Here is a 21,505-nt window from a genome sequence, read left to right as displayed (position 1 = left end):
AGACCGTCGCAAAGGGCCTGGGGGCCTACCTGTCAGAATACGGCAGCTAACTAAGAAGGTCCCAGCTCAGTGGCGTTCCCTTTGGAACATCGCGGCCCACCGTACGTCCGAGAAGCAGATCGTAGAACTTGGGGGAAAGGCCGTAGCCCGGACGCACCACGCGGAGGTTCTCCAGCGTGAATCGCTCACCTTCTCGCATGTCCTGGGCGACGTACAGCGAGCGCCGGAACTGCATGGACGGCTTCTCGCGCTCGAGGGGCCCGTAGGTCACTCGCCCCATGGCCTGCCAGGCACGCTCGCTCTCGACCGCCAAGGCCGCAAGTTCCGCGGGCTCGAGCGAGAAGGTGGAGTCCACCCCTCCGTCTGCCCGGGCCAAGGTGAAGTGCTTCTCGATCACGGTCGCCCCGAGCGCCACGCTCGCGACGGCGGCCCCGATGCCCATGGTGTGATCGGAGAGGCCCACCTGCACCCCGAACAGCTCGCGCATGTGCGGAATCGTCAGGAGGTTGGTGTTCTGCGGGGTCGCCGGATAGGTGCTCGTGCACTTGAGCAGGACGAGATCCCGGCACCCCGCCTCGCGGGCGGTGCGTACCGTCTCGTCCAGCTCGGCCAGCGTGGCCATGCCGGTCGAGATGATCATGGGCTTGCCCGTGGCCGCCACCTTCCGGATCAGGGGAAGATCGGCGTTCTCGAAGGAAGCGATCTTGTACAGGGGAACGTCGAGCGACTCCAGGAAGTCCACCGCGGTGGCGTCGAAGGGGGTGCTGAAGCCGATCATGCCGAGCTCCCGGCAGCGGTCGAAGATCGCCCGGTGCCACTCCCAGGGGGTGTAGGCCTCCTGGTAGAGCTGGTGGAGCGACTTGCCCTTCCAGAGGCTGTTCGCGTCGTCGATGAAGAAGCGCCCTTCGGCGAGATCCAGGGTCATGGTGTCGGCGGTGTAGGTCTGGATCTTCAGCGCGTGCGCCCCCGCGCGTGCCGCCGCCTCCACGATCGCGAGCGCCCGCTCCAGGGACTGGTTGTGGTTCCCGGACATCTCGGCGATGACGAAGGGGCGCGCGGACGGGCCGATCGAAACCCCTTGAACGACGATCTCCTGCATGTTCTTCCTTCCTATGGACGACGCGCCACGCGGCGCCCCAGCATGAAGGCCTCGGCGGCCTCGACTCCAACGCTCGCCCCGCGCCAGCGCGCCAGGTGCTCGACCGCCTCGTACGATCGGGCATGGGGCCAGGCCCGCATCTCGGAGTGGTAGGCGCGCAGGGCCTCCTGCTTGATCGCGAGGGTGTCCTCGACCGGCTCGAACCAGTTGGGCAAGAAGGGCGCCGCCGAATGCGGGGGCTGCCACTCGGTGCTGGAGGGGACCTCGAAGAAGAGCAGGGTCTCGACGAAGCCCCCCGGCATGGGACGGCAGGCGGTGACGACCGCCTCGTGGATCCGACGGTGGTCGATGTTCACGTCGCCGGCATGGTGCGTGTAGACGAGACTCGGGCGGTGCTCGGCGACCGCCTGCTCGACGACCTTGATCACGTCGAGGCGATCGCGGCTGTCCATGCGGTTATCCGGAAAGTCGAGCAGCTTCAGCGAGGCGACCGAGAGGATCTCGTTGGCGCGATGGGCAGCCTGGGCCAGCTCGGAGAGGGCCTCGCTTTGCCCGGCGCGATCGCGCTTCGCGTCGCGGCTGGTCAGCCCTTCGGCCATGATGACCACGTGAACGCGATCACCGGCCCCGGCATGCTTGGCGATGGTCGCCCCGCAGCCGAGAACCTCATCATCCGGGTGCGCGGCGACGACGAGCACGGTGCGGCTCACTGCTTCCTCCTGGTGATGCGAACGTCGGCGAGCAGGCTCTCCCCACGGAGCGCCGCGCGCTCGAACTCGAAGCGGAAATTCTCGGTCTCCAGGAAGGCCCTGGGATAGCCCTCGGCGTCGAGCATGCGGATGTGGTCGAAGAGCTGCTCGAGGTCGCGCAGGGCCGAGAGGTCGCTCTGCTCGGGCTTGCGCCTCGGGAAGGCGACCGGTTCTCCTTCTTGAGGGCGGGGTTCGGGGCGCGAACGCAGGATCTCGACAATCATCCCCTCGATGACCCGGGTGGCGCGACGGTATATCTCCTCGGCCGTCCCGTGCAGCGAAAGCGGGCGCTTCATGTAAACGGGCCCGGCATCGAGGCCCGCCTCGCAGCGCAGCGCCGAGACTTTCGTCTCGTAGATGCCCCGCGCGATGAGGTTCTGGAGAGGGCTCCCCCCCCGGCCGAAGGGGACGTCGGTCATGTGGAAGATCACGCACTCGAAGCGCTCGTGGATCTCGCGCGGGATCAAGTAGGACCAGTGAGGGAAGAAGACGTAGCCCGGCTCGAGGGCGGCAAGGCGCTCGGGCGTCAGGTCCTCCTTGCGCTCGATGAGGACGAAGTCCTGCTGGGCGGCTTCACGCAGGCGCTCGAGCATGGCAGGATCCCAGACCCGGCTCGCGGCAACGACGTGCATGGTCAAGCGCCTTTCTGCGGGGCATCCGCCTTGTGGACGGCAAGCACGTAGCGCTCCCCGCCCCAGTCGAAGAAAGCGGGGTAGCGCTCATTGTCGACCACCCGCAACAGGTTCATCTGATCCGCGAGCGAACGCTCGGGATCGAGGCGGCTGTCCTCCCGGGTGCGCCGTGGATAATAGGTGGCGTCGCCCAGCTGAGGGCTCGCCTGGTGCACCACCTCGGGGTAACCCTCGATGAAAGCAAGAGAGAGACGCAGGGTTTCCTGGGCCTGGATCGCGCGCAGCTCGTCCACCAGCTCGGTCCCCCGAAAACGCATGGTCCCTCGGAGATAGATCGGGCCGCTGTCGACCGCGGGCATCGCCTCGAACAGGGTCACGGGGACCTCTGCGCGGCCCTCGAGGATCTGCCAGGTCAGGGGCGACCAGCCCTTGCCGTGAGGCAGGGCGCTCTCGTGGATCACCAGGTTGTGGCGATTGCGCGCCAAAACCTCGGCCGAGACGATCTGGCCGCATCCCCAGTAGAAGACGAAATCCCCCGCCGGGATCCGGGCGACCTCGTGCACCCAGCTCACGTGGTGACCCTGGGCCTCCAGCATCCGGACGAACTCCGGCACGTGGGCGTTGATCCAGCTGGACGCATCCGAGACCACGGTGATGCGATACGAGGCGGCACCCAGTTCAGCCAGAACCCGGAAGGCCCCCCACTCGTCGACCCGCGCGCGGCCGGCCTCCCCCATCGCCTGCAGGGCAGCGGGATCCGCCGCCAGGTTCTCGATCGCCGCGGCGATCGCCTCTTCGGTGACGTCCTCGACCTTCCCGAGGTTGAAGAGGATACCGGCCTCTGCCGCCCCCCTCAGGATCGACTCCTGGTTGTAGGCGATGGCCGAGGCCACGCAAGGCAAGCCCAGGGCAGCGCGCTCCCAGGTCGTCACGCCCCCCGCTCCCAGCGCAAGGTCCGCCGAAGCCATCAACTCGGCCATCCGGTCCACCTGCGTATGCAGGGCCACCTGCGGCCAGTCGCGGCAGAATGCCTCGATCGCCTCTCGATGAGGGTTAGCCGCTCCAAGCACCACGTCGATGCGCCACGCGGGATCCGCGAGCGAGCGCAGGGCCCGGAGGGCCTTGAGGGTCTCGTTGGTCGGATCGCTCCCGCCATAGAAGACGAGAAGACGCGATAGCGCGCCGCTCCGCAGGCGCAGATCCCGGCGCGCCCAGGCGAACTCGGGCCGCAACAGCGCGAAGCGCGATCCCAGCAAAAGGCGGCATCCCGCCGGCACCAGGGCCTCGTAGCGGTGCTCAAAGCCCGGGTGAAGGTTCTGGTCCAGCAGGAGGTCGCACGCGTGAGGGCGATCCGCCAGGTCGTCGATGACCATCAGGCGGTTGAAATGGGGGCGCAGGGCCTCTTCCCAGCGTGCGTCCAGGGCGTAGTGGTCCACCACGAGCCAATCGGGAGGAGCCGGGAGCGCGCTCAGGTAGGCCGCCGCTTGCGCCGCATCCTCTTCCCAGCTCACCCCCAGCCAGGCGGCATGCGCGAGGCGCGCGAAACCGGGTGCCAAAGGCGCCTCGGGCCGCGGGAGGCGATGCACCTCGAAGCCCTGCCGCTCGACGAAGTCGCAAAGGTGGCCTTGCAGCTCCCGGCAGAGGAACGAGACCTGAGCGCCGCGCGCGCGCAGCAGACGGGCGATGACCAGGCAGCGCGCCACGTGCCCGCTGCCGATCTCCTGTGAGGCATCGGCCCGGAACACGACCCTCATGCGCCCTCCTGGATCTTCTTCTGCTCGACGTGGGCGTTGAGCTGAACCAGCTGTGGGTGGCGATCCAGATAGGAAAGCGCCTCCCGGGTCGAGAAGAGCTCGTTCGGTCGGTAGAGCGCGGCGTAAAGCGCCTCGATCAGCCGGTAGTCGTCGATCGTGTCCAGGGTCCAGCGGTGACCCGAGGCGTCGGCGTCATCCCTGAAGTCGTTGAGGGCGAAGCGATCCGGATGGAAGTAGAGGAAGGGCGTCACGTGCTCGCGCTCGTATGGCTCGCGCGCCTCGGCATGCGCCTGCGCGAGGGCCTCGAAGCTGAAGACCTCGGCGTCCAGGCCGCGCGGAAAGGTTCGGGTGAGCGTGTTGCTCAGGTAGTCGCATGGGGTCTCGCCCGCACGTGCGACGAAGAAGGCCTCCAGCAAGCGCGTCAGCACTTGAGGATCGAGCAACGGACAATCGGAGGTGACCCGGACCACCACGTCGGCACGCTGCTGCAGTGCCGCCTGATAGTAACGCTCCAGGACGTCGCCCTCGCTTCCGCGAAAACACGGCACGCCCAGGCGCTCGAGCACCGGGAGAAGGACATCGTCTTGCGGCCCTTGCGTCGTCGCGACGACCACCTCGTCGATCAAAGGGCATGCCCGGGTTCGCGCCACCACGTGCTCCAGGACGGTCCGATCCCCGAGCGGCATCAGAATCTTGCCCGGCAACCGGGAAGACCCCATTCGGGCCTGGATGATCGCAACCGTCCTCATGCCGCAAGCTCCCGTACCGTCTGCCTCACCAGTGCGATCACGCGCGCGACCTCCTCGTCGCTCATCCCGGGATACATCGGAAGCGAGACGGCGCGCCCGTAATAGGCCTCGGCCTGCGGGTAATCCCCCGGGCGGCATCCCAGCTCGCGCGCGTAATACGGCTGTAGGTGGACCGGGATGTAGTGGACGTTCACCCCGAGCCCCAGCTCGCGCAAGCGCTCGAAGGCCTTACGGCGGTCCGCGGTCCGGAACTGCACGACGTACAGGTGATAGGACGAGGAGGCATCGGGCCGCTCGAAGGGAACGATCAGCTCGGACTCCGCCCCGAAGGCCTGGTCGTAGGCAGCGGCGATCGCCCGGCGGCGCGCGACGAAGTCATCCAGGCGCTTGAGCTGCTGCAGGCCCAGGGCGCACTGGAAGTCGGTGAGGCGGTAGTTGAAGCCCAGCTCCTGCATCTCGTAGTACCAGGGGCCCTCGTTGCGGGTCAGGCGCTCGGGGTTACGCGTGATGCCGTGGGTCCTGAGCTGGACGAGCTTCTGGTACAGTGCGGGGTCGTTGGTGGTGATCGCTCCGCCCTCACCGGTGGTCACGTGCTTGACCGGGTGGAAGGAGAAGATGGTCATGGCGCTGTGCGCGCAGGATCCCACCCGATACGTCACGCCGTCCACCTGGTAGGTGGCCCCGATGGCATGGGCCGCATCCTCGATGACGGTCAGGCCGTGCTCCCGGGCGATCGCACCGAGAGCGGCCATGTCGCAAGGCTGGCCCGCGAAATGAACGGGAATCAGGCCCCTGGTGGCGGGGGTCAGGCGTGCTCTGACCGCAACAGGGTCGATGCAGTAGGTCTGGGGATCGATGTCGGCGAGCACGGGGCGCGCGCCGGCGTAGAGGACGCAGTTGGCCGAGGCGACGAAGGTGTTGGGGGTGGTGATGACCTCGTCCCCCGCGCCGAAGCCCGCGGCAAGGGCGGCCAGATGCAGCGCCGCGGTGCCGTTGGCGACGGCAACCGCATAGCGGGCGCCGACCTTCTCGGCGAGGGCTTCCTCGAAGCGCGCAACCAGGGGGCCCTGGGTGAGCCAGTCGGATCGCAAGGCCTCGACGACCGCCGCGATGTCCTGCTCGGAGATCCACTGGCGGCCATAGGGAATGGATGCGGACATGAGGCCCTCCTCTAGACCGAAAAGGCCGGGTCGACGTGCTGCTTGATCAGGGCGCGAATCTGCTCGACGCTCAGCCAGTCGGTGTTGGTGCCGCTGTTGTACTTGAAGCCATCCGGGCAGGGACGCGCGTCGAAGGCTCGCTTGAACTCCTCGACGTCCCACAGCCGCATGGAGGGCAGCATCACGAAGTAGTCCTTGCACTCCAGGGTGGAGATGGCGTCGGTCTCGGTGATCATCTCCTCGTGGAGCTTCTCACCCGGTCGAATGCCCACGATCTCGCGCCTGGCACTCGGGGCGATCGCCTCGGCCACGTCGACGACGCGGTAGCTCGGGATCTTGGGTACAAAGATCTCGCCGCCCCACATGCGATCGAGCGCGTCCAGAACCATCTGGACCCCCTCGTCGAGGGTGATATTGAACCGAGTCATTCGCGAATCGGTGATCGGCAGCCCCCCCTCATGACGCTTCTGCAGGAAGAAGGGGATGACGCTGCCGCGGCTACCCATGACGTTGCCGTAGCGCACGACCGAGAGCCGGATGTCCCGCTTGCCCCTCATGTTGTTGGCGGCGACGAAGAGCTTGTCGGAGCAGAGCTTGGTAGCCCCGTACAGGTTGATGGGGCCGGCCGCCTTGTCGGTGCTGAGGGCGACCACCCGCTTGACCCCGGCATCGAAGGCGGCCTCGATCACGTTCTGCGCCCCGAGCACGTTGGTCTTGATGCACTCGAAAGGGTTGTACTCGGCCGCAGGGACCTGCTTCAGGGCTGCGGCATGGACCACGACGTCGATCCCCTCCATGGCGCGCAGGAGGCGGTCCTTGTCACGAACGTCTCCGATGAAGTAGCGGATCTGGGGAAAGCGAGCGGCGGAGAAATCTTGCGCCATTTCGAACTGCTTGAGCTCGTCACGCGAAAAAACGACCAGGCGGGTGATATCCGGATACCGCTCCAGGATCGTTCGAATAAATCGCTTTCCGAAGGACCCGGTCCCCCCCGTCACCAGAATCGAGCTACCTTTAAGCAACCTATTACCGCCTCGTTCCTCTAACCATGCGGGTATTCGCCAGCAAGCAAGGCCGGCGCTCCACAGGCACAAATCCACCAGCAAAATACCCTGCATCGAGGGACGTCTAACACGCCTCCCCTGCCCCGCGCCATGACCGAAAGCCGCTTGCTCCAATACAATCGAGGCGCGAGTGGGTAAACAATCCGAGGAGAACTCGCGAGCTCGCAATGAAGAGGACTGCTTTTGATGGACGCCCGGCCCACCCCTCGCCCCCCTTGGCAAGCGCGAGTCTGGGACGATCGCTACGTCGCTCCCCCGGGCTTGCCGCTCCCCGTGGAAGCGGCCGAAGCGAGAATATCCCGCCTGGCGCCGACGCTTGCCCTTGATGAAGCTGCCCGCATCGAGCTGGTTAGCGCACTGCGGGATCCCGCAGCCGCGAGGCTCTGGGATTTCCTGGAGACTGCATGCAGGGCTCACGGACCACTGCAGGCCGCCCTGCGCGCCGGGGTCGACCTCGACGCCGCCAAGCTCCAGGCCCTGCTGGGGCCCGCCTACGAAGCCTTCGTCACCGACCTGCACACGCACCTCGAACCGCCGGGCGCCGTCGAGTTGCTCGCCACCCTCAACGATCGGATCGGGCCGCGCCTGCCCTTTGCCGTGGATTTCCTTGGGATGCTCCAGCCGCACGCACAAGCGCGGGTCCTCGACCAGGTCGCATGGCGCTGGGCGCGCTCCTGGGCTCAGACCCCGCAGGCTCGTGCGATCCAGCATCAAGGGATGCCGCTACCGCCGCTCTTGGAGTACGAGGTGCTGAACCAGCTGACCCTCGCCCTCAAGCCACTTGTGGGGAACCTGCTGCCATGAGTTCGCGCGCGATCCTGATTACCCCTCACTCCGGACACGAGGGTCTCATCCAGGCCCTGCGAGACCGGGGCCACCACGTAGTCGTATTCGGCGCCCCCACCTTCACGCAGTACATGGCGGCGGCCCGCACCCAGCTTCAACCGGCACTCCAGGCCCAGGCCGCCGGCTGGGACGAGACCTTCCAGGGCATCTTTCCCGCGCGTTCCTTCCACCTCTCCGGCCGCGACTGGACCCCCCAGGTGGCGGATCGTCTCGGGCCGCTCGTGCTGCAGAACACCCTGAACTTTCAGGTCATCGCCCGAGCCTTCGCTCTGCTTCATCGCGACCATCCCCTGGGCGCCGTCGTCGTCCACAACGACGTCGCCCCCAATCTGAGGCTGCTGGTCGCCGAGGCGGAACGCCACGCCATCGCGACGCTTCACCTGCCCCACGGCCTCTCGCTGGCCCCCTTTCCCCTGGGGGACTTCCACGACCTCATCCGGACCACCTGGGTAGGGGCGGAAGGCGCCTATACGCGGGACACTTTCCTACTGAACGCCAAAAACCAGCCGCAGCAGATCGCGTTGCTGGGGCGCCCGGCATGGGACGAGCTCTACCGGCAGTCGCTTCCAGAGCGCGCAGCGGCCTGCGCCCGGCTTGGCCTGGCCCCCGAGCGCCTCGTGGTGGGCTTCTCGGGTAGCTGGCCCCACACCCTCACCACCTTCGACCTGCCGGGACTTCTAGAAGAGGGCTTCCGGGAGTTCCTGCGAGGGGTCTTGCTGTTTGCGGACGCGCAGCCCCAGATCGTGGTGCGCCCTCACCCCGGCCACAGAGCCCTCGGTGACTTCGGTCCCGCCTGGCATCAGCGACTGGCCGACGAGGTCGGGATCGCGATCTCCGTTCCCGACGCACCTCGCGATTGGTTCCTCGGTGCCTGCGACCTGGTGGTGGGTCTCGATTCCACGTTTCAGACCGAGGCTCTCCTGGCCGGGAAGCACGGCCTGTCCATCGCATGGCAGCAACCTGGAACCGGCACCCGCTCGGGCTATGCCCCCTACCCGGGCGTAGCGACGTGCCCCCCTGCCGCGGACGCCATCGCCGAGGCCCTGCGCGCCTGCCTCATGGATGAAGGCTTCCGTGCCAGCCTCGAAGCATGCCGCGCGCAGACCGCCGAACACTTCAATTACCGCAACGACGGGCACGCCACCGAGCGTACAGTGGCGTTCATCGAACGCATGATGGAGGAAGGTACCCGAATGACCCCGAGGGTTCCCGAGGGCGGCTATTACGGCCGCATCAACCAGCGCCTCGCCACCATGGTCCCGCCTGGCGCCAAACGCATCCTGGAGGTCGGCTGTGCGGCCGGCTACCTGGGCGCGTGGCTCAAGGAGCAGAACCCCACCCGCGAGGTCGTTGGCTTCGAGGCCTTCCCCGAGGCCGCCCTTGAAGCCCGGATGCGTCTCGACGCCGTGGTGGAGGGCGACGTGGAGACCCTCGACCTTCCGTATCCCGAAGGCTACTTTGATTGCATCCTCTACGGCGACGTGCTTGAGCACCTGCGTGACCCCGGTGCGGTCCTCGCCAAGCACCGGCGCCACCTCGCCCCCGGGGGCGAGGTCCTGGTCTGCCTGCCGAACGTGGCCCACTGGTCCGTCATCGGCGAGCTCCTGAGCGGCGCGTTCACTTACGCCGACGAGGGGCTGCTGGACCGCACCCACCTGCGCTTCTTCACCCAGCAGAGCTTCGCCCAGCTGCTCGCCCAGTCGGGCCTCAGGGTCCTCGAGGCGAGCACCATCGATGTCCCCCACCCCCTGGCCGGAGAAGTCCTCACGCAAGCGGCGAGCGCCCTCGGGATCGACAACCCCTCCCTGGCCGCACAGAGCAACGCCTATCAGCTCCTCTTCCGGGCCACCCACACCCAGGCACAGGCCCTTCCCCCGGCCGCGACTATCGAGCTGCCGGATCGCCGGGGCTTCAACATCGTCGTCCCCGTGGGCGACCCAGAACAGCTGCCGATGATGATCGAAGCCTACCTGAAGGCCTTCGCGCAGGACGACGACGTGGCCCTTCACCTCCTGGCGGGCGCTCGCCTTGATGCGGTCCAGGCCACTGTAGTTCAAACCCTCGAGACCTCGGGCCACTCCCCCGAGGCCATTCCGGACATTTGCCTGCTGGACGTTCCCGCCGCCCCCGAGGGCCTGACCGCCTACCTGCGCGCGGGTGACCTGGTGATGGCGGAGCCTCGCCTCGCACGCGTTGCTCGGGACATGGGCCTACCGGCCCTGAGCCGTCCCGAGCCCGAGACGCTCCGGGCGGCCGTGAGCGCCATCGGGGACACCCCCTGGGCGGAGCGCCCGCTCCCCATGACCGAGAAGCACCGCGAGCGCTGGCTCGCAACGTGCGGCGACGACTGGCAGCAGCCCCTAGAGGCCTTCCTGGCGGCTGTGAACCCCGACCAGGAGGTGGCCCTGCTGCTCCGGGTGGCGCCCGGCACCGCCGAGGCGAACCAAGATCGCATCGCCACCTGGCTTCAGGCCAAAGGACACGACATCGAGGCCATCCCCGACGTGATCCTCCTGGACGCCCCAGCCACGTCGGAGATGGCCATCTTCCGCCTCGCCACGGCCTGGCTCGATGACGGCACGGCGGTGTCGCGCGCCCGCGCCGAGGCCCTCGACCTGCGCATCCTCCCGCCCACCCCCGCGGCCCTGAGCAAGGCCGCCGGGACGCCCGTGATCCCCGGGAGCTGCTCGCTCGTCGTCGTGAGCTACAACTCCCAGCGCACGCTTGATGACTGCCTCACCCACGCGCTTCGCACCATGGCCCCCGACGACGAGCTGATCGTGGTGGACAACGCCTCCCAAGACGGGACGGCCGGGTGGCTCCAGGCCCAGGCCGAGCGCGACCCGCGCCTGCGGATCGTTTTGAGCCCATCGAACCTCGGCTTTTCGGCCGGCAGCAACGCCGGCCTGCGGATCGGCAAGGGCGAGTTCAGCATCCTGCTCAACCCCGACACGGTCGTGACCCCGGGCTGGCTCGAGCGACTGCGCAGCCGCTGCGAGGACCCCGCCGTCGGCGCGGTCGGCCCCACCTCCGACTACGTCGCGGGCCTGCAGAAGATCCAGCGCTACCTGCCCCCGGCGCTCCCCTCGGCCATCACCCCCGAGACGCTCGCGATGATCCTGGCCGGGGTCAATCTCGACGGCACCGTCGAGACCAAGCTCCTCATCGGCTTCTGCATGATGATCCCGCGCCGCGTGCTGGACCGGGTGGGCCTCCTGGACGAGGAGCTCTTCCTAGGCAACGACGACCTGGACCTCTCGTGGCGCCTGCGCGACGCGGGTTATCGGCTGGTGGTCGCCGCCGACGCCTTCGTGCACCACGTCGGCCAGGTGAGCTTCAAGACCGAGCCCTCGGATCGCACCAAACGCCTGGTCCAGGAGAGCACCGACGCCCTGGCCCGGAAGCTGGTCCGCCACTACGGCCCCGGCCGGGTGCCGTCGGCCGACGACCTCTGGGGCATGTCCTGGTTTGACCCCACCCCCGGCATCCTGGAAGGCGAAGCGGCACAACCCGTCGCGTCGATCGTGGTCCTCACCTACAACCAGCTCGAGGTGACCCGCCTCTGCGTGGAGAGCCTCTTCCGGCACACCCGCGACTTCGAGCTGATCGTGGTCGACAACGCCTCGGCCGACGGAACCGTCGGCTACCTGCAGCACCTGGCGGCGCAGCACCCCAACGTGAAGCTGCTCCTCAACGACCGCAACCGCGGCTTCGCCGGCGGCTGCAACCAGGGTATCGCCGTGGCGCAGGGGCGTCACGTGGTACTCCTCAACAACGACACCGTCGTCAGCGAGGGATGGCTCGACGGCATGATCGCAGCCGCCGAAGCCCCCGGAATCGGGCTGGTCGGGCCCCGGACCAACTGCATCACGGGCCCCCAGCAGGTCGACGGGGTCGGCTACGATCAGCGCAGCCTGGCGGGCTTCGAGGCCTACGCCTCCGACTGGCGCCGACGCCATGGGGGGGAAGTCCTCTCGATCCAGCGCATCATCGGGTTCTGCATGCTGATCCGCCGCGAGGTGATCGAGCGCCTCGGCGGTCTCGACATGCGCTTCGGACGGGGCAACTTCGAGGACGACGACTATTGCCTGCGCGCCCAGGTGGCAGGCTTCGGGATCGCCCTGGCCAACGACGTCTTCATCCACCACTTCGGCAGCGTCACCTTCAAGGGCCAGAAAATCGACTACCGGCAAGCCATGGAGGAGAACTGGGGCAAGTTCAAGCGCAAGTGGCTCCTGCCCGAGGCCCAGCCAATGGAGCGCGGCTACAGCCTCTCGGATGCCCTCGCCCTCCCCTTCGATCCCCGGATCCACACCGAGCCGGTGTTCAGCCCCGAGGCCGCGCCGACAGACCTGCCGGATCGCGCCGCCTTCAACGTGGTGCTCGCCGCACCCGACGAGGCGCTGCTCGCCGCAACCCTCGAGGCCTACCTGGAGGCCTTCGCCCCGGGCGCCGAAACGTGCCTTCACGTCCTGACGGGCCCCGAGGGCACCGCCGTCCAGGAAGAAGTCGTGGCGCAGCTCGCGCGCCTGAACCTCGACCCGGCGAACATCCCCGACATCTCCCTGCTGGAGGCGCCGGTCATCCCGCTGGAGCTGCCCCGCTACCTGGCCGCAGCCGATCTGGTGCTGGGCCCGGCCGACGTCGCGCAGGGGGCGCGCGACATGGGACGCCCCGCCTTCGAGGCCCCCACCGCGGAGCTGCTGCGTGTGGCGCGCGAGCGCTTCAAGGCCCTGAACTGGAACGAGGAAGCCCCTCTCCTGGAAGCGCGCGCCAAGGAGCGCTGGCTCTGCGCGACCGACTGGAAGGAGGGCCTCGCCGCCTTCCTGGCGGCAGAGAGCGAGCCCCATCGCTCCCTTCTCGTGCCGGTGAAACCGGGCAAGGCCGAAGGGACCCTGGAGGCGATCGCCGAGTGGCTGAGCGTGCGAGGCTTGGACCCCGAGGCGATCCCCGACGTCCTGCTGCTCGAACAGGTGGGGACCTCTGGGGTGGGCCTCGTGCGCGCCGCCACCGTCTGGGTGGACTCGCAGGACCTGGTGGCTCGTGCGATCGCCCTCGCGCTGGGCCTGCGGGTTGCCTCGCCGGCCGGCATTCGGCAGGACCCACCGGCCCCCGCGAGGAAGGACGCATGAGCGCCCCCACCCTCGCCCTCTGCATGATCGTCAGGGACGAGGAGGCCTACCTGGAGGATTGCCTGGCGAGCGTACGGGGGGTGGTGGACGAGATCGTCATCGTGGACACCGGCTCCACCGACGGGACCCTCGCCATCGCCGAGCGCCACGGCGCCAGGGTGAGCCACTTCCCCTGGATCGGGGACTTCGCCGCGGCGCGCAACGCGGGCATCGAGCAGGTGACCAGCGACTGGATCCTGGTGCTGGATGCCGACGAGCGGCTTCTGGCCGATTCGATCCCCGAGCTCAGGCGCCTGCTCCGGGCCGAGGACGTGGCGGGCTACTCCCTGGTGTGCGAGAACCTCGTCGGCTCGGCCGGTGGTGGGATGAGCCAGCATGCCCCTGTCTTCAGGCTCTTCCGCAACGGGCTCGGCATTCGCTTCGACGGCCTGATCCACGAGCAGGCCATCCCCTCAGCCAAGCGTACCGGCCGCGCGACCCTCCCTTCGGGCGTGCGGATCCGTCACCTGGGGTACCTGGCCGAGGCGGTGACGCAGCGAGGCAAGCGCGAGCGCAACCTTCGCATCCTCGAACGCCAGGCGACCCTCGCGCCGGACGACCCGTTCGCGCACTTCAACCTGGCCGAGGGCCTCAAGCTCCTCGATCGCTTCATCGAGGCGGAGCGGCACTACCTGCGCGCCCTCGACCTGCTCGAGGCCCGGGGGGCCGCGAAGGGAACCCCTTACTACCCCAACCTCTACCTCAGCCTCGGCGACCTCTACCGGAGGCTCCTGCGCTTCGAGCGCGCCACCGCGGTGCTGGACGAGGCGATCGCGCGGTATCCCGACTACCCCGATCTCTATTACATCCGGGGGTTCTGCCACTTCGACGCGGGGGCCTTCCGCGAGGCCATCCCCTGGTTCGAGCGGTGCCTGGGCATGCAAGGCGCCCGGCCCGCCTACCCCACCGATCCGGACGTGCCAGGCCACAAGGCCCTGCGCGCCCTCGCGGACTGCCACATCCGGCTGGGCGATCGCCCGCGTGCCAGGGCCTATCTGGAGCAAACCCTGGCGCTCCATCCCGCGCCCGACGCGGCCCTGCACGTGAACCTCGGGATCCTCCTTTCGGACGAGCGCGAGGACGCCGAGGCCATCCGTCACTTCGAGGCCGCCATCGCCCGGGATGCCGGCGAGCCGCGCGCTTGGCTCAACCTGGCCATGCAGTGGCTCCAAGCCGAGCGCTACGAGGAGGCGGCTGGGGCCTACGCTCGCTGCCCAAACAGTCCCGAGTGCCGCGCCCTCCTGGTCCTCGCTCATGCCCTGACGGATCGCCCCCTCCCCGTCGCGCGGCCCGACGAAGCGACCCTGGTGGCGAGCTGGTGCGCGGCAGCGGAGCTGGCGCTGACGAGCGATCGGACGGCCATGGTGCAGGCACTGCTCGATCGCCTCGACTCGCTCGGAGAAACCCTCCCTTCGCTCGATCGCGCCCTGGGTGAGACCTTCCTGCGCGGTGGCCTGGCGGAGCTTGCCGCCGGAGCCCTGCTAAGAGCCCAGCAGCGCACCCCCGAGGACCCGGTGGTCTATCGCTTGCTTGGCGACGCATGCCAGGCCCTCGGCGAGCCGGACGAGGCCCGGACCATGTATGCCAAGGCGGCATCTCTCGCCCGCTGACGATTCTTTCCTCATTTCGCCCGAGATCACCTAAAGTCGGGGGCAAAGAAACCGAAAAGGATCGTGGCAGCGGTTCTCCGATGAGAAAGGAAACCTTAGTGGCCCTCAAGATCGTAAAAACCGGCGCTATCGCCCCCCAGCGCGACGACCTCATCCAGATGGGGGCGCAAGCGTTCGACCAGGGGAACTACGAAGCTGCCGCGACCCACTTCCTCGCTGCCCTGGAGCAGGACGATCAAGACGCGACGCTCTTCACCCAGCTCGGCGTGGCCCTCTTGCAGCAAGACAAGTACGACAAGGCGGTCATGGCCCTTCGCCAGGCGCTGACGCTCGATCCCTACCTGGTCGACGCCGTGAACACCCTGGGTGTGACCATGTTCAAGCTCGAGTGGTATGCGGCCTCGGAGGTCTTCTTCCGTCGCGCCCTCGACCTGAACCCCTCTCACCCCACCGCTCGCCAGAGCCTGGTCGAGGCCATGCGCCGGGTGCGAGAGACCGGCGACGTCGTCGTCGACGACCTGGAGTACCTCACCGCCCTGACCAAGCCGGCCGAGCCCACGCTCAGCCTCTGCATGATCGTCAAGAACGAGGAGAAGTACCTGGAGGGCTGCCTGGCGAGCGTGCAGGGCGTGGCCGACGAGATCATCGTCGTCGACACCGGCTCCACCGACGGGACCCTCGCCATCGCCGAGCGCTTCGGCGCCAAGGTGATCCACTTCCCCTGGATCGGTGACTTCTCGGCGGCCCGCAACGCCGGAATCGAGCAGGCGACCGGTGACTGGATCCTGGTGCTGGACGCCGACGAGCGCCTGGACGAGGCAACCAAGCACCACCTCAAGCCCCTCCTGCGCGAGCAAAACGTCATCGGCTACAGCCTGGTCATCGAGAACTACCTCGGCCAGGACGAGGTCGAGGGTAGCCAGATGGCCCTCCTCTTCCGCGTCTTCCAGAATCGGCCCGACATCCGCTTCGAGGGCATCATCCACGAGCAAGCGGGACCCTCGGCCGGCCGCACCGGCCTCAAGTCCCGCAACTGCGAGGTCAAGATCGTCCACTACGGCTACCTGCGCTCCTGCATGGACGAGCGGGACAAGAACCGCCGCAACTACGAGCTGCTCGAGAAGTTCCGCGAGCAGGATCCGGAGAACCCCTACGCCTACTTCCAGCTTGGTCAGACCCTCAAGCTCATGAACCGGCTCGAAGAGGCCGAGACCAACTACGCGCGCGCCCTCGAGCTGCTCGAGGAGCGCAAGGCGCCGACCGATCTGCCCTACTACCCGAACGTCTACTACAACCTGGGCGACCTGAGCCGCCGCCGCAAGGAGTTCGACCGCGCCCTCGGCTACCTCGAGAAGGGCGCCAAGCTCTTCCGTGACCACGTCGACACTCGCTTCACCATCGGCCTGACCTACATGGACCAGGAGCGCTGGGAGGAGGCCATCCCCCACTTCGAGCGCTGCCTCGAACTGGGCAACGTGATCCACGCGGGCGGGATCGACCCGACCATCGCCCTCCACAAGGCCCTCAACGCGATCGCCGTCTGCCACACCAAGCTGGGCGACAACCGCAAGGGGCTCGAGTACATCGAGAGGGCGATCGCGCGTCATCCGAACCCGGACGCCGAGATCCACACCAACATGGGGATCATGCTCTACCAGGAGCAGGACTTCGCCCGGGCCCTCGATCACTTCGTCGCCGCCCTCGAGCGCGACCCCGAGGACCTGCGCGCATGGATCAACATGGCCTCGATCTGCTTCAGGTTCGGCCGTTACGCGGACTGCGTCGAAGCATGGGACAAGGCCCTAGCGCTCGATCCCTCGCTGAGCGACGCCCTGATCCCCAAGGCGGAGGCCCTGCTCAAGCTCGGCCACCTGAGCGAGGCCCAGGCGGCGCTCGAGGCCGCGATCGACAAGCAGCCCGAGTCGCGCCCGGCGCTCCTGAACCTGAGTCTCGTCCACCTGCTCGCAGGCCGGATCGAGACCGCCCGTCCCATCTGGGCGCGCTTCGCCGAGGACGCGGACAGCCGCGCGCTGGCGTGCCTGGGCGAGATCGTCGCGGGCCACGCGCTGCCCGAGAATCGCCCGCAGGATGCCGATCTCGTCCGTACCTGGCGCGCGGTCCTCGACCTGGCCCTGCGCGGCGAGCGCGAGGAGTGGATCCAGCAGGTGCTGGCGCAGGTCGAGCGTCTCGGCCCGAGCATCGGCGGCCTCGCCCTCGGCATCGGGCAGACCCTCGGCGCCCACCGACGCTACGAGCAAGCCCTTTCCCTTTATCTGCGCGCTCGCGAAGGCTCGCCGCAGGATCCCGCGCCCTACGTGGCGCTGGGCGACCTGTGCCGCGTGACCGGCAACGTCGATGACGCGCGCGTGATGTTCGCCAAGGCGACGGAGCTGGATCCGCGGGACACCTACGCGCGGCGCCAGCTGCTCACCCTCGGGGCGGGTGCTCCGGACGAAAAAAGGTAGCCGCAGAAAATAACGGCCAAAGGCTTGTTATCACTCTCGTCTGCCGGGTATAGTGGATCCGTAAAAGCGAGGAGACACGGAAGTTTCCCGCACACCCCACAAGGAGGTATCTCATGGCTCTTCGTATCAACACCAACGTGGCCGCCCTCAACGCCCACCGCGTGCTGACCGACAACGACACCATGCTCAACAAGAGCCTGGCGCGCCTGTCGTCCGGCCTGCGCATCAACGGCGCTTCGGACGATGCCGCCGGCCTCGCCATCAGCCAGAAGATGGAAGGCCAGACCCGTGGTCTCGACCAGGCCTCGCGTAACGCCCAGGACGGCATCTCGCTCATCCAGACCGCCGAAGGCGCGATGCAGGAGTCCCAGGCCATCCTGCAGCGTATGCGCGAGCTGGCCGTCCAGGGTGCCAACGACACCCTGACCACCGCCGACCGCAGCAACATCTCGGACGAGCTCAGCCAGCTCTCGAGCGAGCTCGATCGCATCTCGACCACGACCGAGTTCAACACCAAGAAGCTCATCAACGGTGACCTGTCCGCCGGCGGCCTGACCTTCCAGATCGGCGCCAACGCTGGCCAGACCATCAGCTTCACCCTCAGCAACATGAGCGCGACTTCGCTGTCGGTCAGCAACGGCTCCGACATCTCGGTCGGCAACTCGGCTGCCGCCTCGACCGCGATCTCGAAGCTCGATGCCGCGATCAACACCGTCAGCAACAACCGCTCCAAGCTGGGTGCGCTGATCAACCGCCTGCAGCACACCATCGCCAACCTGGGTGTTGCCTCGGAGAACCTCAACGCCGCGAACAGCCGAGTCAAGGACCTCGACATGGCGAAGGAAGTCGTCAACATGTCGAAGGCCCAGATCCTCAGCCAGTCGTCGACCGCGATGCTCTCCCAGGCCAACCAGTCGTCGCAGGGCGTCCTCGGCCTGCTCCGGTAAGCCCCTCAGGAAAGAGCCGGCCTTCGGGCCGGCTCTTTTCTTGGGAAAATAGCTACGCGACCCCGTAAAGATCGCGCCCACCGGGCCGATACCATGAGTGGGAATCGCGTCTCGTCGCCCCACACGAGCACAGGAGAGGGTCCCTATGCGTATAGAAGGAGCCATCGCGGCCGCCGGCGCGGTCTCTCAACTCAGCAACCTCCCGGCCGATCAGCAGGCCCAGCGCGATCGCGCTCAGGTAGCCGCCATCCCCCTCGCCGCTCAGCAGAACGCCGAGCAGGGCGACAACGCCAAGCCCGTGGGCAAGCAGATGCTCGCCCAGGCCGTCGATCAGGTCGATCAGCTGATGACGACCTTCAACGAGTCCCTGCGCTTCAAGGTCCACGAGGATACGAAGCGCACCATCGTCACCGTGGTCAACCAGGATACCGGCGAGGTGATCCGCGAGATCCCCTCCGAGAAGTTCCTGGATCTGGTCGCCATGTTCCAGAAGCAGCTCTCGGGCCTGCTGGTGGACGAGAACCGCTAGAGCGTCTAACGAAACTGTTCCTGTTGCGTTGAGCCGCAGGCGCCCTAGCCGCCAGCGGCGGCCAATGGCCGTAACATGCCTGGTTTTGTTGGATGGTCTTGACCCCGCCAAGGAGGGTGAATCATGGGTGGATTTTCGGTCGGAGGCATCGCGAGCGGCCTCGATACCAAGGCGCTGGTCGAGCAGCTGATGTCGATCGAGCAGCAGCCCCTGCGGCTGCTCCAGCAGAAGAAATCGGCGCTCAACACCAAGAACCAGGTCTTCCAAACGATCAACACCCGGATCCTGGCCCTCAAGGGGGCGGCCTCCGAGCTGACGATGGATCTCAACCTGCGCGCCAAGTCCGCCACCTCGAGCGACACCAACGTCCTCACTGCCAAGGCCGGGGCGGATGCCGCCTCAGGCTCCTATCGCATCAACGTCAAGCAACTGGCGACCGCCACGACGCTGCGTTCCGGTGCGGGGCTCGGCACCGCGCTGAGCGATGCCAGCACCGTACTAAGTGAGATCAAGGGCTCGGCCCCCATCAAGGCGGGAACCTTCACCATCCAGTGGACCCGGGACTCCGATGGCAGCACGCAGACCAACACCGTCACCGTTGATCCCACGAAGAGCCTGAGCGATGTCTTCGCCGGCATTTCGACCCAGACCGGCGGCGACGTGACGGCCGCGCTGGTTGGCAACAAGATCGAGCTGACGGCCGCGAACGCCACCAAGATCATCCTGGGTGCAGGCAGCGACACCTCCAACTTCCTGAGCGTGACCAACCTGCGCACCGTGACCTACGATGGCCCGATCGGCGCGACGATCCGCTCAACCAGTGGCATCAGTACCCTCCAGGTCAACACTCCGCTCGCCACCTCCAACCTCGTCGCCGGCGCGCCGAGCTCGGGCGCTTTCAAGATCAACGGCGTCGAGCTGAGCTACAACGCTGCCACCGAGTCGCTCAACGACATCCTGACCAAGATCAACGCCTCGAAGGCCGGCGTGACCGCCACCTACAACCCCCTCGAGGATAAGATCGTCATGACCTCGCGCACGACGGGCTCCAGCGCCGTCTCGGTCGAGGACACCACCGGCGATCTCATGTCAAAGCTCGGGCTCCTGAACGGCGAGCTCAAGGCGGGCCAGAACGCCCAGATTGGTATCGTCGGAGTCAACGGCTTCACCGGGGCCGCGGGCGACACGGACGCGACGCACTTCATCAGCAGCGCGACCAACACCTTCACCAACGTAATCCCGGGGCTGACCTTCACAGCCGTCAAGATCCAGGAAAACACCAACGACGCGATCACCGTGACCACCGCCGCCGACCCCGGCGCCACCATCACCAAGGTCAAGAGCTTCGTCGACCAGTACAACCAGCTGGTCGACGCCATCACCGATGCCACGGCCAAGGGCCAACCCAACGCCTTCGACCGAGACCTGCGCCAGATCACCGACTCGATCCGCTCGATGCTCGCCTCCAACGTCTCGGGCGTCACCGACTCCCCCAAGAGCCTGGTCGAACTCGGCCTCGCGACGAGCAAGGACGACAAGATTCACCTCCAGCTCGACGAGACCAAGTTCAAGGCCGCCATGGAGGCCAACCCCGACCGGGTCGCCATGCTCTTCCAGCTCACCGAAACCGACCCCTTGGACTCGACCAAGAAGATCGACAAGGGGATCGCCGCCAAGCTCAAGACCTACCTCACCAAGGTCGGCAGCACCGACGGGGTCTTCAAGACCCGAGACAAGTCGGTCCAGCGGCAGCTGCGCGGCTACGACGATCAGATCACCAACGTGACCAGCCGCCTCGCCCTCACCCGTAAAGGCATGGAGCGACAGTTCGCCGCCATGGAGCAGGCCGTCGCCCGGATCAACAGTCAGAAATCGGCCTTCCTCTCCCAGATCAGCGCCCTCGGTTAACCCCTTTAGGAGGAGCTTTCCCGCATGAACACGATGCTGGCGAACAATCCCTACTCCCAGTACCAGCAGACCCAGGTCGAGACGGCCTCGCCCGAGCGTCTGCTGCTGATGCTGTACGACGGGGCAATCCGCTTCGCGAACACCGCGAAGAAGGCCCTCGAGGACAAGGACTTCAACACGGCCAACACCAATTGCCTGAAGGTCCAGAACATCCTCAACGAGCTGATGGTCACCCTCGACATGAAGGTCGGCGGCGAGCTGGCCAAGAACCTGTTCGACCTCTACGACTTCATGACCCGCCAGACCGTCCAGGCGAACATCGGCAAGAACCCACAGCTGCTGACGGGCGTCCTCGACATCCTCAAGGAGCTGCGCGAGGCCTGGATGCAGGCCGCCAAGAACGTGGGCGCGCTCAAGACCGCGCAGGCCACCGCCTGACGATGGAGCGCGAGGCCGAGCTCGAGCGCCTCTACGACCAGGCGATGGAGCTGACGCGACTGCAGTCGGACGCCATCGCCGTGGACGCGTGGGACGAGTTCGTCCACCTGCTCGACGAGCGAGCCGTCTGCTTCGATGCTGCCGAGCAGCTCTTGGCGGGGCCGACCTTGCCCGCCAACCGCGCGGCGCTCAAGGCCACGCTCTCCGAGATGCAGACCCTCGACCTCCAGAACCAGGCGGCTTTCCAGCGCAAGCGCCACACCCTGATGCGCGAGCTCAGCACGGTCGACCGCTCCAAGGACGCCCTCAGCGGGTACATGGAGGCCTACGGCGACCCCATCGATCCGCAGTTCCTGGATCACGAGCAGTAAGGATTCGCTTTTC

16 protein-coding genes are annotated in these 21,505 nt (G+C 67.2%); 9 read left to right on the top strand and 7 right to left on the bottom strand.

Annotated features, from left to right (window positions below):
• Window positions 1-46: 46 nt before the first annotated feature.
• From pseI to pseB, 7 genes are read right to left on the bottom strand one after another with little or no spacing between them, the layout of a single operon-like run.
• The gene (pseI, locus tag V6D00_13470; protein HEY9900178.1) at window positions 47-1,099 is read right to left on the bottom strand and encodes a pseudaminic acid synthase; all 1,053 of its coding nucleotides are present in this window, start codon (window positions 1,097-1,099) and stop codon (window positions 47-49) included.
• Between the two features lie 11 nt (window positions 1,100-1,110).
• Complete coding sequence (locus V6D00_13465; protein HEY9900177.1) at window positions 1,111-1,809, bottom strand: PIG-L family deacetylase; 699 nt, start codon at window positions 1,807-1,809, stop codon at window positions 1,111-1,113.
• On the bottom strand, window positions 1,806-2,480 hold the full coding sequence (locus tag V6D00_13460; GenBank protein ID HEY9900176.1) for a hypothetical protein: 675 nt from the start codon (window positions 2,478-2,480) through the stop codon (window positions 1,806-1,808). The genes V6D00_13465 and V6D00_13460 overlap by 4 nt, the downstream gene beginning before the upstream one ends.
• 2 nt (window positions 2,481-2,482) lie before the next feature.
• The gene (gene pseG, locus V6D00_13455; protein ID HEY9900175.1) at window positions 2,483-4,234 is read right to left on the bottom strand and encodes a UDP-2,4-diacetamido-2,4,6-trideoxy-beta-L-altropyranose hydrolase; all 1,752 of its coding nucleotides are present in this window, start codon (window positions 4,232-4,234) and stop codon (window positions 2,483-2,485) included.
• Window positions 4,231-4,983, bottom strand: a complete 753-nt coding sequence (locus V6D00_13450) for a glycosyltransferase family protein (GenBank protein ID HEY9900174.1) — start codon at window positions 4,981-4,983, stop codon at window positions 4,231-4,233. Before V6D00_13450 ends, pseG begins: the two co-directional genes overlap by 4 nt.
• A complete protein-coding gene (gene pseC, locus V6D00_13445; protein ID HEY9900173.1) occupies window positions 4,980-6,143 on the bottom strand; it encodes a UDP-4-amino-4,6-dideoxy-N-acetyl-beta-L-altrosamine transaminase in 1,164 nt (387 codons plus the stop codon). The genes V6D00_13450 and pseC overlap by 4 nt, the downstream gene beginning before the upstream one ends.
• An 11-nt stretch (window positions 6,144-6,154) precedes the next feature.
• A complete protein-coding gene (pseB, locus tag V6D00_13440; GenBank protein ID HEY9900172.1) occupies window positions 6,155-7,165 on the bottom strand; it encodes a UDP-N-acetylglucosamine 4,6-dehydratase (inverting) in 1,011 nt (336 codons plus the stop codon).
• A gap of 315 nt (window positions 7,166-7,480) precedes the next feature.
• Between pseB and V6D00_13435 the strand changes: the two genes are divergently transcribed.
• The 9 genes from V6D00_13435 to V6D00_13395 all read left to right on the top strand — a co-directional run bounded on the left by V6D00_13435 (window position 7,481) and on the right by V6D00_13395 (window position 21,492).
• Window positions 7,481-8,011 carry a hypothetical protein gene (locus V6D00_13435; GenBank protein HEY9900171.1) on the top strand — a complete coding sequence of 177 codons (531 nt, stop codon included), beginning with the start codon at window positions 7,481-7,483 and terminating at the stop codon, window positions 8,009-8,011.
• A complete protein-coding gene (locus V6D00_13430; protein ID HEY9900170.1) occupies window positions 8,008-13,185 on the top strand; it encodes a glycosyltransferase in 5,178 nt (1,725 codons plus the stop codon). Before V6D00_13435 ends, V6D00_13430 begins: the two co-directional genes overlap by 4 nt.
• Window positions 13,182-14,834 carry a glycosyltransferase gene (locus tag V6D00_13425; protein HEY9900169.1) on the top strand — a complete coding sequence of 551 codons (1,653 nt, stop codon included), beginning with the start codon at window positions 13,182-13,184 and terminating at the stop codon, window positions 14,832-14,834. Before V6D00_13430 ends, V6D00_13425 begins: the two co-directional genes overlap by 4 nt.
• Before the next feature lie 98 nt (window positions 14,835-14,932).
• Window positions 14,933-17,299 carry a tetratricopeptide repeat protein gene (locus V6D00_13420; protein ID HEY9900168.1) on the top strand — a complete coding sequence of 789 codons (2,367 nt, stop codon included), beginning with the start codon at window positions 14,933-14,935 and terminating at the stop codon, window positions 17,297-17,299.
• Between the two features lie 113 nt (window positions 17,300-17,412).
• Entirely contained in the window at window positions 17,413-18,246 is an 834-nt protein-coding gene (locus V6D00_13415; GenBank protein HEY9900167.1) for a flagellin, read from the top strand.
• Between the two features lie 145 nt (window positions 18,247-18,391).
• Window positions 18,392-18,775: a flagellar protein FlaG gene (locus V6D00_13410; protein HEY9900166.1), complete on the top strand. Its 384-nt coding sequence runs from the start codon at window positions 18,392-18,394 to the stop codon at window positions 18,773-18,775.
• Between the two features lie 123 nt (window positions 18,776-18,898).
• On the top strand, window positions 18,899-20,683 hold the full coding sequence (gene fliD / locus V6D00_13405) for a flagellar filament capping protein FliD (protein HEY9900165.1): 1,785 nt from the start codon (window positions 18,899-18,901) through the stop codon (window positions 20,681-20,683).
• Window positions 20,684-20,707: 24 nt separating this feature from the next.
• Window positions 20,708-21,121 carry a flagellar export chaperone FliS gene (gene fliS, locus V6D00_13400; GenBank protein ID HEY9900164.1) on the top strand — a complete coding sequence of 138 codons (414 nt, stop codon included), beginning with the start codon at window positions 20,708-20,710 and terminating at the stop codon, window positions 21,119-21,121.
• A gap of 2 nt (window positions 21,122-21,123) precedes the next feature.
• Window positions 21,124-21,492, top strand: a complete 369-nt coding sequence (locus V6D00_13395; protein ID HEY9900163.1) for a hypothetical protein — start codon at window positions 21,124-21,126, stop codon at window positions 21,490-21,492.
• The last annotated feature ends 13 nt before the right edge of the window (window positions 21,493-21,505 follow it).

It is taken from the genome of Pantanalinema sp. (genome assembly GCA_036704125.1).
Classification (GTDB): domain Bacteria; phylum Cyanobacteriota; class Sericytochromatia; order S15B-MN24; family UBA4093; genus JAGIBK01.
Note: the sequence above shows the minus strand (reverse complement) of the source record. Positions and strands in the feature narration are given on the sequence as shown.

Bases quoted from the DNA above. Each gene is read 5' to 3' on its own strand.
- V6D00_13415 (HEY9900167.1), top strand. From the start codon at position 17,413: ATGGCTCTTCGTATCAACACCAACGTGGCCGCCCTCAACGCCCACCGC.
- V6D00_13425 (HEY9900169.1), top strand. From the start codon at position 13,182: ATGAGCGCCCCCACCCTCGCCCTCTGCATGATCGTCAGGGACGAGGAG.
- V6D00_13430 (HEY9900170.1), top strand. From the start codon at position 8,008: ATGAGTTCGCGCGCGATCCTGATTACCCCTCACTCCGGACACGAGGGT.
- pseI (HEY9900178.1), bottom strand. From the start codon at position 1,099: ATGCAGGAGATCGTCGTTCAAGGGGTTTCGATCGGCCCGTCCGCGCGC.
- V6D00_13410 (HEY9900166.1), top strand. From the start codon at position 18,392: ATGCGTATAGAAGGAGCCATCGCGGCCGCCGGCGCGGTCTCTCAACTC.
- V6D00_13395 (HEY9900163.1), top strand. From the start codon at position 21,124: ATGGAGCGCGAGGCCGAGCTCGAGCGCCTCTACGACCAGGCGATGGAG.
- V6D00_13460 (HEY9900176.1), bottom strand. From the start codon at position 2,480: ATGCACGTCGTTGCCGCGAGCCGGGTCTGGGATCCTGCCATGCTCGAG.
- fliS (HEY9900164.1), top strand. From the start codon at position 20,708: ATGAACACGATGCTGGCGAACAATCCCTACTCCCAGTACCAGCAGACC.
- V6D00_13450 (HEY9900174.1), bottom strand. From the start codon at position 4,983: ATGAGGACGGTTGCGATCATCCAGGCCCGAATGGGGTCTTCCCGGTTG.
- fliD (HEY9900165.1), top strand. From the start codon at position 18,899: ATGGGTGGATTTTCGGTCGGAGGCATCGCGAGCGGCCTCGATACCAAG.
- pseC (HEY9900173.1), bottom strand. From the start codon at position 6,143: ATGTCCGCATCCATTCCCTATGGCCGCCAGTGGATCTCCGAGCAGGAC.
- pseG (HEY9900175.1), bottom strand. From the start codon at position 4,234: ATGAGGGTCGTGTTCCGGGCCGATGCCTCACAGGAGATCGGCAGCGGG.